Source organism: Mesorhizobium alhagi CCNWXJ12-2, assembly GCF_000236565.1.
Lineage (GTDB): Bacteria > Pseudomonadota > Alphaproteobacteria > Rhizobiales > Rhizobiaceae > Allomesorhizobium > Allomesorhizobium alhagi.
Window position 1 is genome coordinate 21,984 of sequence record NZ_AHAM01000278.1, and the last position, 13,644, is coordinate 35,627.

15 protein-coding genes are annotated in these 13,644 nt (G+C 59.9%); 9 read left to right on the top strand and 6 right to left on the bottom strand.

Annotated features, from left to right (window positions below):
• The first annotated feature begins 88 nt into the window (after positions 1-88).
• Positions 89-949 carry a universal stress protein gene (locus tag MAXJ12_RS29375; protein WP_008839795.1) on the top strand — a complete coding sequence of 287 codons (861 nt, stop codon included), beginning with the start codon at positions 89-91 and terminating at the stop codon, positions 947-949.
• Between the two features lie 416 nt (positions 950-1,365).
• On the top strand, positions 1,366-2,802 hold the full coding sequence (gene cls, locus MAXJ12_RS29380) for a cardiolipin synthase (RefSeq protein ID WP_008839797.1): 1,437 nt from the start codon (positions 1,366-1,368) through the stop codon (positions 2,800-2,802).
• 222 nt (positions 2,803-3,024) lie between these two features.
• On the opposite strand, the gene MAXJ12_RS29385 is transcribed toward cls, so the two are convergent.
• The 6 genes from MAXJ12_RS29385 to MAXJ12_RS29405 form a co-directional block, all read right to left on the bottom strand.
• A complete protein-coding gene (locus MAXJ12_RS29385) occupies positions 3,025-3,687 on the bottom strand; it encodes a CBS domain-containing protein (protein ID WP_040588706.1) in 663 nt (220 codons plus the stop codon).
• 201 nt (positions 3,688-3,888) lie between these two features.
• Positions 3,889-4,038: a DUF6064 family protein gene (locus MAXJ12_RS39305; RefSeq protein ID WP_244421649.1), complete on the bottom strand. Its 150-nt coding sequence runs from the start codon at positions 4,036-4,038 to the stop codon at positions 3,889-3,891.
• A gap of 72 nt (positions 4,039-4,110) precedes the next feature.
• Complete coding sequence (locus tag MAXJ12_RS29390) at positions 4,111-5,055, bottom strand: universal stress protein (RefSeq protein WP_244421646.1); 945 nt, start codon at positions 5,053-5,055, stop codon at positions 4,111-4,113.
• Between the two features lie 48 nt (positions 5,056-5,103).
• On the bottom strand, positions 5,104-5,967 hold the full coding sequence (locus MAXJ12_RS29395) for a universal stress protein (RefSeq protein ID WP_244421647.1): 864 nt from the start codon (positions 5,965-5,967) through the stop codon (positions 5,104-5,106).
• Complete coding sequence (locus MAXJ12_RS29400) at positions 5,964-6,278, bottom strand: c-type cytochrome (protein ID WP_008839801.1); 315 nt, start codon at positions 6,276-6,278, stop codon at positions 5,964-5,966. Before MAXJ12_RS29400 ends, MAXJ12_RS29395 begins: the two co-directional genes overlap by 4 nt.
• Positions 6,279-6,326: 48 nt before the next feature.
• On the bottom strand, positions 6,327-9,023 hold the full coding sequence (locus MAXJ12_RS29405; protein ID WP_050898924.1) for a cation-translocating P-type ATPase: 2,697 nt from the start codon (positions 9,021-9,023) through the stop codon (positions 6,327-6,329).
• Positions 9,024-9,490: 467 nt separating this feature from the next.
• On the opposite strand from MAXJ12_RS29405, the gene MAXJ12_RS29410 reads away from it, so the two are divergent.
• The 7 genes from MAXJ12_RS29410 to MAXJ12_RS29440 all read left to right on the top strand — a co-directional run bounded on the left by MAXJ12_RS29410 (position 9,491) and on the right by MAXJ12_RS29440 (position 13,642).
• A complete protein-coding gene (locus MAXJ12_RS29410; protein ID WP_008839803.1) occupies positions 9,491-9,874 on the top strand; it encodes a phasin family protein in 384 nt (127 codons plus the stop codon).
• 254 nt (positions 9,875-10,128) lie between these two features.
• The gene (locus MAXJ12_RS40245; protein ID WP_420492402.1) at positions 10,129-10,452 is read left to right on the top strand and encodes a poly-beta-hydroxybutyrate polymerase N-terminal domain-containing protein; all 324 of its coding nucleotides are present in this window, start codon (positions 10,129-10,131) and stop codon (positions 10,450-10,452) included.
• Positions 10,442-11,026 carry an alpha/beta hydrolase gene (locus MAXJ12_RS29420; protein ID WP_008839805.1) on the top strand — a complete coding sequence of 195 codons (585 nt, stop codon included), beginning with the start codon at positions 10,442-10,444 and terminating at the stop codon, positions 11,024-11,026. The genes MAXJ12_RS40245 and MAXJ12_RS29420 overlap by 11 nt, the downstream gene beginning before the upstream one ends.
• Positions 11,027-11,322: 296 nt before the next feature.
• Positions 11,323-11,862 carry an Hsp20/alpha crystallin family protein gene (locus MAXJ12_RS29425; RefSeq protein WP_008839806.1) on the top strand — a complete coding sequence of 180 codons (540 nt, stop codon included), beginning with the start codon at positions 11,323-11,325 and terminating at the stop codon, positions 11,860-11,862.
• A gap of 69 nt (positions 11,863-11,931) precedes the next feature.
• Positions 11,932-12,153, top strand: a complete 222-nt coding sequence (locus tag MAXJ12_RS29430) for a hypothetical protein (RefSeq protein ID WP_008839807.1) — start codon at positions 11,932-11,934, stop codon at positions 12,151-12,153.
• A gap of 196 nt (positions 12,154-12,349) precedes the next feature.
• Entirely contained in the window at positions 12,350-13,117 is a 768-nt protein-coding gene (locus tag MAXJ12_RS29435; protein WP_008839808.1) for a Crp/Fnr family transcriptional regulator, read from the top strand.
• A gap of 96 nt (positions 13,118-13,213) precedes the next feature.
• Complete coding sequence (locus MAXJ12_RS29440) at positions 13,214-13,642, top strand: DUF2267 domain-containing protein (protein ID WP_008839809.1); 429 nt, start codon at positions 13,214-13,216, stop codon at positions 13,640-13,642.
• Positions 13,643-13,644 lie beyond the last annotated feature (2 nt).

Consider the following 13,644-nt stretch of genomic DNA (forward strand, 5'->3'; position numbering starts at 1 on the left):
ACGTGAGCCTAGTCGATTGACGTTGATCAAATCGTTCAGGTGAGCCCGATGGTATGGAAGTGCTCGTTAACTGCCACGGAGATCATCAATGCTGCGCAGCATCGTCGTAGCCCTCGACGGATCGGCTTCTAGCGTCGAAGCTGGACTGTTGGCGCTTGAACTTGGCAAACGCCACCGCGCTAACGTCGAAGTCCTTGGCATCGTCAATTCGGCATGGATCCAGCGTCCTGAGCCGGTTCCGATCGGCGGCATGGCATACAAAAAGGCGCTCGACCTGACATTGCTCAAGGATGCGTCCGATCGCGTCAACGCCGTTCTCAGGACCTTCAGTGAGCGTGCAAAGGACGCAGACTTCGCCGCCTTTGAAACGAAGAGGGTGGATGGCGATCCACGAATTCAGATCGAGTTCGAAGCAACCGCTCATGATTTGGTGGTGGTCGGTCGTAACAGCCTGTTCGACGAGGACGGAGAGCTTTATGAAATGCCGTTGTGCATTGATCGGGTCATTCGAGGCGAACCCCGGCCGGTGCTTCTCGTCCCTCCCGACGGCAAACCGGGTGACGTTCTGGCCGCGCCAGTGCTGATTGCCTTCGATGGGAGTCCCGCGGCATCACGGACCCTACATATGTTCGCGTTGCTCGGGCTCGCTGCGGAACGGGAGGTCCATGTCCTCACCGTCGACAACAGTTCCGAGGATGCCGCGGTCGCGACCGCTGCCCGCGCCTGCGCTCTCCTGCGACGGCACGGCGCCAAACAGGTTCATGGAATTGGATTGGGAGATCTTCAAGCCGGTACACCGGCAGAAGCGATTCTTGGGACGGCGAAAGCTTTGGGCGCGGGCATGATCGCGATGGGTGCGTACGGGCACAGAGGAATCCGCGAGATCTTCGGCTCCTGTACGCGCGCCGTCCTGGCAAATTCGTCCAAGCCCCTGTTTTTGTATCACTAGTCTTCTTCGACTTGCAACCGACGTCTGCCGTCAAAACTGTGGCGGGATGCACGCGGGAACTGCGGCCGTCAGCCGCCTTTTAATCCTGCGCGTTGCAAGCCTTTGCGCATGCACGAGCACGAGCGCATCAATTGCCACAACAGGCTGCTGCTTTCATTCTCGATCCTCAGGACCACAGGGCCTTCGTTCAGGCCAAAGCTAAAGATACCATTGGGACTTTCCGGGATGCGTCGGATTGAAGGGCTTTGAAGCCATGGGCGTGGCAGCTTTGATTTTGGCCTGATGCATGCAGAAGACGGCCGCCGGCCGGCGATCGCCGAAAATTCCTTGATGTACATAGGAATCCAAGCCCATTTACCAGCTACCGGGTGGAATGCGCCTGAGATGGAACACAGAAACCAAACCGGACAACGCCGATGGTGTTCACTGGGGTCGAAGCTTGGGCGATAGTCTATTTGGCCTTCGAATGGGCGATCCGCCTAGTGATGATTGTCATCGTGCCCTTGCGGCGTTCTCCTGAGGCCGCACGGAGCTGGCTCCTACTGGTATTTTTCCTGCCAATCCCTGCGCTTCTAATCTACCTTCTTCTTGGAAGACCTACTTACCCCCGGTGGCGCCGCGAACGTTTCCTCAGGCTGCCGAAAATTCTCGCGGCTGCATCCAAAGAGATTGCCCATTCGCGCTTCTGCCGCCGTCCCGACCTCCCGAGAAACTTGGTAGGGCCGGCGCTTTTGATCGAAAAACTTGGGCAATTCCCCACACTCGCCGGAAACGACGTCGAACTTCTCTCCGAATACGATGACGTGATCGACCGAATGATTGGTGACATTGAGGAGGCACAGCAAACGGTGCATCTTCTGTTCTACATCTTTGCCGATGACGAGACCGGCCGGCGCGTTATGGACGCGCTGGACCGGGCCGCGCGACGAGGAGTCAACTGCCGGGTTCTGATCGATGCCATTGGCTCCCGGCCATGGGCGCAACGCGTGGCGAAGCGGCTCGCCTCTGCCGGCGTGGAGGTTCGGCTCGCCTTACGGGTCGGAATTTTCCGACGCAGGTCGGCACGCGCAGATCTGCGCAATCATCGCAAGATTGCCGTCATCGACAGCCGTATCGGCTACGTGGGATCCCAAAACATCGCCAATGCAGATTTTCGCACGGGTATCGTGAATGAAGAGCTGGTCGCCCGCGTCTCCGGTCCAGTCACGACCGAACTCCAAGCAGTCTTTATCGCCGACTGGTTCTTGGAAGCCGATGAGGAACTGGACGCGCCAGCCCTATTCCCTCACCATCCACCCGACGCTGGGGTCATGGCACAGGTTCTTCCCAGCGGTCCCGACTACCCGGATGCCGGAATCGGACACTTGATCGTCGCGCTGGTTCACGGCGCGCGCGAGCGTGTCGTCATCACGACACCTTATTTCGTCCCGGACGAGGCACTCGTGCAAGCCCTCAAGACGGCGGTGCTGCGCGGCGTCGAGGTGCACTTGGTCGTTTCGCACCTGACTGATCAGTATCTGGTGCGTTTTGCGCAGCAATCATATTATTCCGAACTTCTCTTGGCCGGTATCAAAGTGCTCCTGTACAAAGGACGTTTTTTGCACGCCAAGCACATGACATTTGACGATGAGATCGCGCTTCTGGGCTCCAGCAACGTCGATATCCGATCTTTTGTCCTCAATGCCGAAGTGACTTTCGTCGCTTTTGACCGAGGTGTCGTGAAGCGCCTGCAAAGCGTGCAAAACTGCTATTTCGGCGCTAGCACGGCCCTGACAGTCGACGCTTGGGAAAACCGCACGATTGTTCGCAGGATCTGCGAGAACTTGGCTCGACTGGCAAGTCCTCTCCTGTAGATGACATGTGGCCCACCTGTGTGGTCAATGTCGTCGACCTATGACGCTGCAGGCAAAGAAGATTCATCCGCATGGCCTCTCTGACCTGGATAGGACGCTAGCGCAAGGCCGGTAGCGGGGAGGCCTGCGCGGCCAGATGATCGCGGCTGGCGGAGGTGCTCACAATGTCACTACGGCTGGTTTCCGACGGATGTATCCCATAGGTTGACGGCCTGTGGAGAGTTAGCCGACCGATAGGTGGTCGAATACACCTTTGACGCCTCTGACGCCCTCGGCAACCACGCGGGCAGCATCCCGTTCGCTCTGCGAGGAGACTACTCCCGAAAAATGGACCAGACCGTCGCTGACGGTGAGAATTAGGCTGTTTCCCTCCACGCCGGCGTCGTCTCGCAAGCGTGTAAGAATGCTGCGTCGGATGGCATTGTCGCCGGACGCCGTGTCGTCAGTTTTGGCCTTAACCAAAACACGCAGGAGATCGGCACGGCTGACGATTCCAATTAGATGCGTTCCTCTCATCACCGGCACGCACTTGATGCCGCGCTCTGTCATGAGGTCCGCTATCTGGGTTAGCGAAGTTCCCTCGTCCACAACAACGGGATCCGCAGTCATTACGTCCGCCACTTTCCAGCTGTGGCTTTTCACGTAAGCGCGCGCGCTGTCCTCGCTCGTGGTGAATTGCCGACCAATGGGCGCGAGCGCCTGGACACCGAGTTCCGACCGGCGCATCAGGTCGCCCTCGGTCACGATGCCCACCACGCGGCCATTGTCGTCAAGCACGGGCAGGCCGCTGATCCGATGATCCAACATGAGTTGCGCCGCATGCCTCACGCTGTGGTTAGGCGAAACGGAAACCACATCCGCGGTCATGACATATTCTGCTTTCATCTGCCTCTCATATGCTCAGTTAGAGGTACTGGGGTGGCGCCTGACGGCAGTTTGGCATCTGAAGAAGATCCAGAGATCGGTCCAACAGCTCTCGCAAACGAACGGCTTACGCGTCGGGTCAATATCGGCTCGTCTCGGCGCCGCTGCGAGCCCCGATTGGCGTTATGATAGAGCAGGTAAACGAGCCTTCTTTGAGCCAGATCAAGTTGCCGGCCCGAAACTAGTCCATGGAGTGTCTTTGCTCGCCCGAACGATGAACCCGGCGACAAGCAGCAGCCAATCCTGAGATATGCCGAGCAAAAAGGCCGCGCTTCCTCCAACAGCCGTCCATAGAAATGGAACCGCAACCAGCCTTTTACGGTCTTGCCCTTAGCGCCACATCCACTGAGCGCGGCGCCGTCCCGTTCAAACCAATGCCGATCGTCAATGCGATAGCATTACCGGCAGCCGCAGATCATCCAGGATGCCTTCCGTCGCGCCGCCAAGGACGAAATCGCGTACGCGAGAATGGCCATAGCCGCCCATGACCAGGAGCGTAGCTCCGCTTCGGATCGCGTGTTCCTGCAGCGTCGCACTGATCGGGCAATCCTCCGCCCGGATCGCCACGGCTTCCGCCGACAATTTACGCTTGCGCAGACTTCCCGCAAGGCGTTCGCCCGCGTCCTTTTCATGAAGCGGCTTCTCATCGACGACGGTGAGAACAGAAATCCTCGCGGCCCGTTGGAGCAACGGCCCAGCGTCTGCGACAGCACGGGCGGCAACGCGACTACCGTCCCATGCAACTGCGACATGATCGATCGGGTCGGGTTCCGAGCGTTCAGGAACCAGGATCGTGGGGCGACCGGAGCCGAAAATAACGGCTTCCGCCGTCCTGCGAGATGTTTGATTGTTCGCTGCCCATCCGACGAGCGCAAAATCGAAGTATCGCGCTTGCGTCGCGGCCGCGTCGCCGAGGAGCGCGGGCGCAGCTGCAAGCGTATTGGTCGTAATCTCGACGCCAATCTGCCCGGCCTGCCCGGTCACTGCTGCGAGCATTTCTGTCCCGCGCTCTCTACTCATCGCCTCCGCGTGCCGGATCAGTTCCGGCGTGTTCAGCAGAAGTCGTAATAGGGCATTTGGAACGGGAGGAATATCGACATTCACCGCCAGCGCGTACAGATCAGCATCGAGCCGCGCCGCCATCGCGGCGGCGTTCGCAGCCGCCGCGTCCGAAATTGGATCGGGATAGGTGACGAGCGGAAGAAGGGCCTGGCGTTTCATTCTCGATCTCCCCGCCGTGACAGTCCGTTGATTTCTCAAATCCGCAGCGAACGAAACGGGAGACTGCTTATACGGCAAGTACGCCCTTCGTTCCTTGATGTGCCTCAACAACCTCCCCAATCGACTCGCGTTCGGATCGGGGAGCGCTTAGGCCCGCTAATGCGACAGGAAAAGCGGGACAGGGGTATCGTCGAGCATCGATCGGGTGACGCCGCCGAGCACCGCCTCGCGAAAGCGCGAATGCACGAAGGCACCCATTACAATCATTTCAACGTCTTCCTCGGCAACAAACAGACGCAGGCGCGCTGCCACGTCTCCACCTGCGCCAGCAAGGGTGGCGAGCTTGCAATTCCTAATGCCGTGCCTTGCAAGATAGCTGGCAAGATCGGCCCCCGGCGCCATGCGCGACAGGTCCTTCTCGCCGGTAATGGTCACCGCAACAACCAGGTCGGCGGCAATCAGAAAGGGCAGCGCGTCCTTGACGGCGCGGGCGGCCCGCGCACTGCCATCCCAGGCGATCGCGATGCGACGCGGCGAGACGTTCCCGGCAAATCGTGGGATCAAGACCACTGGGCGCCCGCTGTCAAACAGCATGTCCTCGATCACTCTTCGGCCCGAAGAGTCTGCCGCGGCCGCTGCATCGAATATCACCACATCGTGAACCCGCGCCAGTTGAACAAACCGTGCGTCGCGAGGCTCGAAAAGCGCGTTGGCGTGTTCAGCAACTAGATCAACCCCGGCCTGTGAGACGAGTTTACTGGCGGCGCGTGTGGTGGCGGCGGTCTGTTGCTCCAGACGCTCCGTCTCGTTCTCCAACCAAGCCGAGGCCGATCCAGTGGTCATCGGCCATGGAGCCGATGGGGGCGGCGCAAACACATAAAGGGACAAGCTGGCTCCGCAATCGGCGGCGAGGCTTATCGCATACTCCAAGGCGGGCGTTTCCACGAACTCCGGCGCTGCTTCGATACCAACCAGGATGCATCGCATCCCACCCGATGCATTGTTCGCTCTGTCAGTCATGGTTGCTGCAGACTCCCGATATAGTCGATGATTGCCGCGATTTGACCTGGCGTCGCTACGAATTCGGGCATGTCCGGATGCCCGGTCGATATGCCCTCAGCGAATGCCTCCTCCAGAGCGTCGAGCGGATACCGCTGCGACAGAGTACGAAAGGCGGGCGCGTCGGGATGGCTGCTCTTATCGACACTTCCAGTCGCATGGCAACGCCCGCAATTGGCTTCCACCAACGCCTTGCCCTGCGAATTGTCCGCGTTCGCCGTCCCGGGGAAATTCAAGACAGCAATCACCGCGCAACACAAGGCGATGTGCATCAGGTTCGCGCAGTGGGGATGAGCGGGTTTATGAGCCATTTGCGAAATCTACCCGACTGACGTCAGCCGGCTTTGACATCCATCAAATTTGCTCGGAGCTCGCAAGCGATACCGTCTATCCACCCATTTGTCGAACTCCATCACAACGAGCAGCGCAAAAGCGAACGCCAGCATCACAGCCCATTCACGTAACGAAACCGGCGAAAGCCCGAGTGTTTCGCTCATAATTGGAACGTGCATCGCTCCGATATGCAGCGCCTGCGCACCGATCACGCCGACGACGAGGAGCGGATTGGCGAACAGGCTTTGCCGGAAAACCGATCGATGCTCGGATCGGCTGTTGAAGGTCTGAAAATTTTCGAACAGCACAAACAGCAGAAGCAGGAGGTTGCGGGCATCGTGTTCGGCATGGCCTTGCAGGAGTAGCCACCAGAAGACGATGAAACCGCCCACGCCCATGACGACGGTGGAAAGAAGGATGCGCCGGAGCATTATCCGGTCGAAAATCGGCTCCCTGGGACGTCGTGGCGGATAGGAGAGTTCATCGCCTTCCGCTTTCTCGGCGGCCAGTGCGACATCCTGGATGCCGTTGGTGACAAGATTCAGCCAAAGAAGCTGGACCGGCAACAATGGCATTGGCAAGCCAAGCGGGATCGCCAGAAGAAAGAGGACGACTTCCGCCGCGCCCGTCGAGACGAGCATGAAGATGACCTTGCGGATATTGGCGTAGGCGACGCGACCTTCCCGAATGCCGGAGACGATCGACGCGAAATTGTCGTCGGTAACGATGATGTCAGCGCTTTCCTTGGCGACATCGGTCCCTTTCCTTCCCATGGCGACCCCGACATGGGCGTGCTTCAGCGCCGGAGCGTCATTGACGCCGTCCCCGGTGACGGCAACGAAATGGCCGTTGCGCGCCATCGACAGCACGATCGCCAGCTTCTGCGCCGGCTCGACGCGGGCGTAAATGCGGGCGTCCCGCGTTAACACATCGAGCGCCGCCTCACCTTGCTGCTCGGCACCGCGCACCAGTTCGCCGGTGACCACTTGTTCTGGCGTAACGTGGAGGCCGGCCTGCCCTGCGATGGCCGTCGCCGTCTTCGGATCATCACCGGTGACCATCGCCACCTCGACGCCTGCGCTCTGACAGGCGCGGATTGCTTCGGGAACTTCCGGGCGTAGTGGATCCTGCATGCCCGCGAGACCGAGGAATACAAGATTGACGAGATGCTGGCTTCCGTAGGCGCTGGCGGCGTCGATCTCGATCTCGCCCTCGGCGAAGGCGAGCACGCGCAGTCCCCGTGCAGCGAGTTCCTCCTTCTGTGCAACGAGCCGCGCCCGATCGACAGGCACGGTCCCGCCTGCGCTATCCATCCGGCTGGCCATGGCAATCAAGGTTTCGGGCGCACCTTTCACAAAAATACGCACGCGATCGCCGCAATGATGGAATGACGCGGCATATCTGAGGTCGGGTTCATAGGGAATACGGGCCACGAGCGGATGTTTTGCCGAAACGTCCTCATGGACGATTCCTGCTTTCCGCGCGGCCACCAGTAAGGCGATGTCGACGGTGTCGCCCAAACCCGTCCAGGCGTCACCGTCCCGTACGAGGGTCGCTTCGTTCGGCAAAGCAGCGGCGCGCAGGAGACCGGCGGCCCGGATCCTCGCCTCCTGGTCCTCGACATTAGGCGACCGGACGGCGCAGGCGTCGAGATCGTATCCGGCCTCGAAGGTGACCGACGTCCCATCGGGCAGCCGCATCTCGATCACCGTCAACTCGTTCATGGTTAGCGTGCCGGTTTTGTCAGTCGCGATCATGGTGCAAGAACCGAGCGCCTCGATCGCCGGCATGTTGCGCACGATCACGTTCGCCTTCGCCATGCGCCGCATCCCAATGGCAAGCGCGACCGAGATGGCGACCGGAAGCCCTTCAGGGATGGCGCTGACCGCGAGCCCAACGGCCATCAGGAAAAGGTCATGGAAGCCCATCTCGCGCAGCATCCCCACCGCAATCAGCGCTGCGATTGCGGCGCCGACGGAGTATGCGATCGTGCGCGAGAAGCGCTCCATCCGGATCATCAGAGGCGGCAGCGAGATGGACCGGGCAGCGAGCAGATCGGCGATCCTGCCGATCTCGGTTTCGGCTCCGGTCGCCGCAGCAATGCCCCTGCCCCTGCCCCGCGTCACCATAGTTCCGGCAAACGCATGGCCAGCACGCAGAGCCTCGCGGCCGTCTCCTGAGCCGATGGACTTGCTGACGGCTGCGGATTCTCCCGTCAGCAGCGATTCATCACAGCGAAGGTCCTCGGTTTCAACCAGGCGAAGGTCGGCGGGGACGCGGCTGCCGGCTTCCAGCAGGACGAAGTCGCCGGGAACAATTTCGCGGGCGTCGATTTCCTTCCTTGCCCCTCCGCGAATGACGGTCGCATGTGGTTGTTCGAGGCTGCGCAAGGCGGCGGCGGCCTGGCTGGCGGAGTATTCCTGTACGGTTCCTATGATGCCGTTGATCAGCAGCACAATCCCGATGAAGACGGCGTCCTTCAAATCGCTCACAGCGGCAGAAACTACGGCGGCTGCAAGCAGAATATAGATCAGCGGGCTGAGGAACTGGCGCAGGAAGACGAGGCCAAGCGATGGCGGTCTCGCTTTCGGCAATGCGTTTGGGCCGTATTGCCGAAGCCGTCCGGCGGCTTCGGTTTCGGACAGCCCCGAAGCCTCAGCAGTCGTCGAAGTGATCGCGTTCATCTGGAAATGCCTGACGGGTTCGAGCTTACAGGCAGTCAATTTGCCCATCCTCGAACAGACGGGCTTTGATCGGTATCAAGCTTGTGATCGTTCCGCGCTACGTTCTGAGGACGTACGTTCCTGGAGATGGGCAAATCGGTCGATAGCCGGCGGCTCCGCCTCCCGGGAGCAGCGGTGTGGTTTCCCCGCTGGAATGCGTCTGCAGCCACTGCGTCCAATCCGGCCACCACGATCCCGAAATCTCGGCGGCAGATGAAAGCCAGTGGTCTGGATCGGAAAGGGCCGGCCGTTAGGATGGGGAGGGATAGACCGGCTGTTCCGTCGACTTGAGATTTTAATAATGCGCTCGGCAAACGCGCAGCGTTGATCCGGATCAAGGGGGCATCTCGTATCGCGGCCTAGTTTGTCCGCAGATTCCCCGCACGTGTCCCTTGCGCGTGCGCCGGCATTCCCACGGAGTAGACGCTATGCTGAACCTAACCAAGCAGTCACCAGTCGCCATGCTGTCGTTGCCCATGATGGCAACGGGTCACAATCCCTTCTTCGCCGCCACGCGTTTTCAGGCGAACGCGTTCAAGGGGATGATGCGCTACCAGATCGAGACACTTTCCTTTCTGACGCACCGCTACGAGCAGGACGTGAAATTGGCCGACGATCTCCTTGCCAGCGACGAGTTCAACGACGCCTTCGATGTGCTCGGCAACTTCATGCAGAATGCGACTTCCGATTATGCTGCCGAGGCCGGGAAGATCGCCACGATCGGAGCAAAGCTCGCCTCAGAAACTGCCAAGCGCCTCCGCAAGGAGGCCGAGGCCACTATCGAGGCCATAGCGGCGAGAACCGTCGCCTAGGCCGAGTAGCAGCGACCAGCAGATCGGGACTGCCGGCGCTTCGGCGAGAGTGTAAATGGCTGCTCGCAGGGCTGGCGCACTACAAGGTGAGGCCCGTCAAATTCCTCGCGCTTTACACTCGCCGGCTTCGGGGCTGTTCCACCAACGTCGCCTTGAAGCCAATCGTGGAGATGCCCGACAGGCGGCCGATGCGGGCGGAAACGGTCGACGTCTTCCGCGACGCCGACCGGCTTGTGCATGCGGCCCTCGCGTCGATGACCTTCGGCATCTCGCCGGCCAGCGTCGTGCAGGCATGGCAGGACTGGGCGCTGCATCTCGATGCGTCGCCGGGCAAGCAGCAGGAATACTTATCAAGGCAGTTGAGAAACTTAACCGTCTGGCGAATTTCCTGGCCGGATGCGCAGCGGAAAAGGGACTGGCCCGCACATGCATTTCGCCGCTGCCGCCGGACCGGCGCTTCCGCCATTCCGGCTGGCAGATCTTTCCGTTCAGCGCGTATGAGCAGTCCTTCCTGCTGTGGCAGGGTTCTGCCTTGGCGGAACGCTGCATTCAATCGCGGCGTCCGCCATGGCACGTAGCGGCGGCGAGCGGCTGAAATCGCCTTCGCTGTACGCCGCGCAGCTTGATTTCAAGGAACCGGGCGAGCTTGGCCTGTTCGTCGACGAGGGCCAGGTATCGATGCTCGAAGATTTGATGTGGAGCGAGGGTTTTCTCGATCAGCGGCGAATGGCTGGAGCCTTCCGCATGCTGCGCTCCCAGGATATTGTCTGGTCGCGAATCGTGCGGAAATATCTTATGGGCGAGCGCGCGCCGATGTCCGACCTCATGGCCTGGAACGCGGATGCGACACGGCTAGCGCTGCGTTCCGAATATCTGCGCCGGCTCTATCTCAACAACGACTTCGCTCAGGGTCGATGGAAGGCCGATGGCCAGCCGGTCCATGTCGAGGACATTCGGGTTCCGGTGTTCGCGGTTGGCACAGTGACCGACCACGTGGCGCCTTGGCGATCCGTTTTCAGGCTGACGCACCTTCTCGACACGGAGGTTGATTTCGTGCTGACGCCAGGCGGACACAATGCCGGCGTCCTATCCGAGCCGGGTCACAGGGCCCGCAGCTACAAACACCTGCGTCAGGCCGGGCAGCCCCGTTGATAGTCCGGCGCTCAGCAATGATCATCATTCCAGTTTCGCCAATCCCCGACTGCCCGTTGATGCGGATCAATGTGGGCGTTTGCCGCAAGGGCTTAGATGTCATCCTTGTCAGGCCGAGCCGAGCTGGGGCACGACGAACCGTCGCAAGACGTGAATTCGCGAAGTCACCGACAGTCCGGCGATGATACTTGGCAAGCGGGTCCGCTGTCCTCCAGCTCTGGCGCCTCTAGGGATCGAAAGCTGGAAGAGTAGAGGCAGCGGTGCCTGTAGGTGAACTCATTTCGAGGAGCACAACAATGCGCGAAGCTGCCACCAAACTGCCTATTAAATCCGAAAAGTCCTCCATCCCCTCCCAGTCCGGCAACTGGCCGATCCCGTTCGAGAATCTGCGCCGCGAGATCGACCGCCTGTTCGACGATTTCCACCCATTCGGCTGGCGCCTGCTGTCGCCGCGCTCAATGTTCGATTTAGAAATGCCGAAGCTGGGCGGTGCCGCATGGGCTGTCGCGCCGGCGATGGATCTCGTCGAGAAAGCCACGGAATACGAAATTACGGCCGAGTTGCCCGGCATCGACGAGAAGAACGTCGAGATCAAGCTGTCCAATCACATGCTTACGATCAAGGGCGAAAAGTCGGAAGAAAAAGAAGAGAAGGAGAAGGACTACTTCCTCTCCGAGCGCCGCTATGGTTCCTTCCAGCGCTCGTTCCAACTCCCTGAAGGCGTTGAAGTCGACAAGATCGACGCAACCTTTGCCAGGGGCGTGCTGACTGTAAAGTTGCCTAAGACTTCGGATGCGCAGAAAGCAGAAAAGAAGATCGCGGTTAAAGCGGCGTGAAATGCACCATCAATATCTCATCGGCGCGCCAATCGGGCGCGCTGATGGTTGCTTACGATCGGAGAGATAATGAGCGACGACCTTGAAATCGACTCCCGCCTCGGACCTGCTCCTGCCTTGAGCATCGCCACGCTTGCCGATCTTGGACTTTCCGATGCAATGATCGCACGTTACTTCGCAATAGACTTGGGGAGGCTTTATACCCTGCAAAAACGGGGTCGCCTTGCCGAGGCGAGTTCCTTCCGGGCGAATTACCGGGAAGGCTTGAGCACGCTGAGACAAGGCAACTGATCAGGAAAAGGTACACCTGCTCACCAAACCTCCGAAAGTCAGTTTAATTTGATCTGAAACAAGGTTCGCGGCCATTTGCGTATGCCATATTGCCTTGGGGTGGGCGCACGCAGGGGCGGTCGAACAATCGGCGGAACGGCTTGATGCCGCCGCCGACGTGAAGGCAGCTGCCTGCATCTGTTGGCAAGAGGGATGCATGTTGGCTCGTTCAACCTCACGCGCGATCGTGACTGATCGTTGCGCCTCACTCGGTTGCTCGGTTTGTCGCGGAATTGACTCCGCGATCAAGCAGGAACTGGAACGACTTGCCCGTGTCAGGCGGTATGCCGCCGGCGAAACCGTTTTCGGCGAGGAAGAAGAGATCCCCTTCGTTGGAAATGTCGTCAGCGGTGTCTTGCGCATGCAGAAGACGATCCCGGATGGTCGACAGCAGATCGTTGGACTACTCGTGCCGTCGGACATGTTCGGACGCGTGTTCTCGCACAGATCCCAGGTGTCAATCGAGGCGGCCACACCAGTCACCTTATGTTGCTACAGCCGTAGGGCGTTCGAAGCCCTGCTCGGCCGCTTTCCCGCTCTAGAACACAGAATGTTGCTCTCTATCCTCGATGAACTCGATGCGGCGCAAGATTGGATGATGCTTCTGGGCTGCCAGACTGTCATGGAGCGCGTTGCAACTTTTCTGCTGATTGTCCGAGGCCGCTCGCCTGGACTGTCAGCGCCCGCACCAAACCGCCCGACTTCGTATGAGATCGAAGTTCCAATTAATCGGCGCGACATGGCCGCCTATCTAGGGACCACGGCCGAATCCATCAGCCGATCGATTCAGGAAATGGCCAGACAAGGAGTGCTCCGCATCGCCGACGCCTGCCACTTCGAGATATTGAACGAGCGGCAGTTGATATGGCTATCTGGCCGTGGCGAAGCGGAAAGACGACCAGAGCGTCAGTTACTTATCGCCTAGGGGTGTTGAGGGCAACGAATTGATCCGGCTCAATGCGCATTGCTGCCCGACTCGCAAGATGCCGACCGAGTTCATTCGGGAGCAGGAGCAAACGTCATGAATCACACGACCGTGTCCGGCTTCACGCAGGCAGCCCAGCAGGCCCAGCAATGGGTGAACGAGTTGGCCGATGACCTGGATTGGGACGAGCGCCGAGCCTATCGGTTGCTGCGATCTGTTCTTCACGCGCTTCGCGACTGGCTGTCGCCGGAAGAAATGACCGATCTGTCGGCACAGTTGCCGATGCTGATACGTGGGGCTTATTTCGAAGGCTGGAAGCCTGGCGATGCCCCGGTATGGGAGCGTAAGAAACAGGATTTCGTCACGCGTGTCGAAGGCGATTTCGCCGACGACATGCTCTACAATACGGATGCCGCGATTGCCGCCGTTTTCCGGCTCCTCGATCGTCATATATCCCAGGGCGAGATCGTTCAGGTGAGGAATTCGATGAAGAAGTCGTTGCGCCAGCTCTGGCCGGTGCATTGACC

Coding starts and splice junctions, on each gene's coding strand:
- MAXJ12_RS29430 (WP_008839807.1), top strand. CDS start 11,932: ATGAGCGACGACCTTGAAATCGACTCCCGCCTCGGACCTGCTCCTGCC.
- MAXJ12_RS29385 (WP_040588706.1), bottom strand. CDS start 3,687: ATGAAAGCAGAATATGTCATGACCGCGGATGTGGTTTCCGTTTCGCCT.
- cls (WP_008839797.1), top strand. CDS start 1,366: ATGGTGTTCACTGGGGTCGAAGCTTGGGCGATAGTCTATTTGGCCTTC.
- MAXJ12_RS29440 (WP_008839809.1), top strand. CDS start 13,214: ATGAATCACACGACCGTGTCCGGCTTCACGCAGGCAGCCCAGCAGGCC.
- MAXJ12_RS29420 (WP_008839805.1), top strand. CDS start 10,442: ATGGCACGTAGCGGCGGCGAGCGGCTGAAATCGCCTTCGCTGTACGCC.
- MAXJ12_RS29405 (WP_050898924.1), bottom strand. CDS start 9,023: ATGAACGCGATCACTTCGACGACTGCTGAGGCTTCGGGGCTGTCCGAA.
- MAXJ12_RS29410 (WP_008839803.1), top strand. CDS start 9,491: ATGCTGAACCTAACCAAGCAGTCACCAGTCGCCATGCTGTCGTTGCCC.
- MAXJ12_RS29425 (WP_008839806.1), top strand. CDS start 11,323: ATGCGCGAAGCTGCCACCAAACTGCCTATTAAATCCGAAAAGTCCTCC.
- MAXJ12_RS29395 (WP_244421647.1), bottom strand. CDS start 5,967: ATGACTGACAGAGCGAACAATGCATCGGGTGGGATGCGATGCATCCTG.
- MAXJ12_RS29375 (WP_008839795.1), top strand. CDS start 89: ATGCTGCGCAGCATCGTCGTAGCCCTCGACGGATCGGCTTCTAGCGTC.
- MAXJ12_RS40245 (WP_420492402.1), top strand. CDS start 10,129: ATGACCTTCGGCATCTCGCCGGCCAGCGTCGTGCAGGCATGGCAGGAC.
- MAXJ12_RS29435 (WP_008839808.1), top strand. CDS start 12,350: ATGTTGGCTCGTTCAACCTCACGCGCGATCGTGACTGATCGTTGCGCC.
- MAXJ12_RS29400 (WP_008839801.1), bottom strand. CDS start 6,278: ATGCACATCGCCTTGTGTTGCGCGGTGATTGCTGTCTTGAATTTCCCC.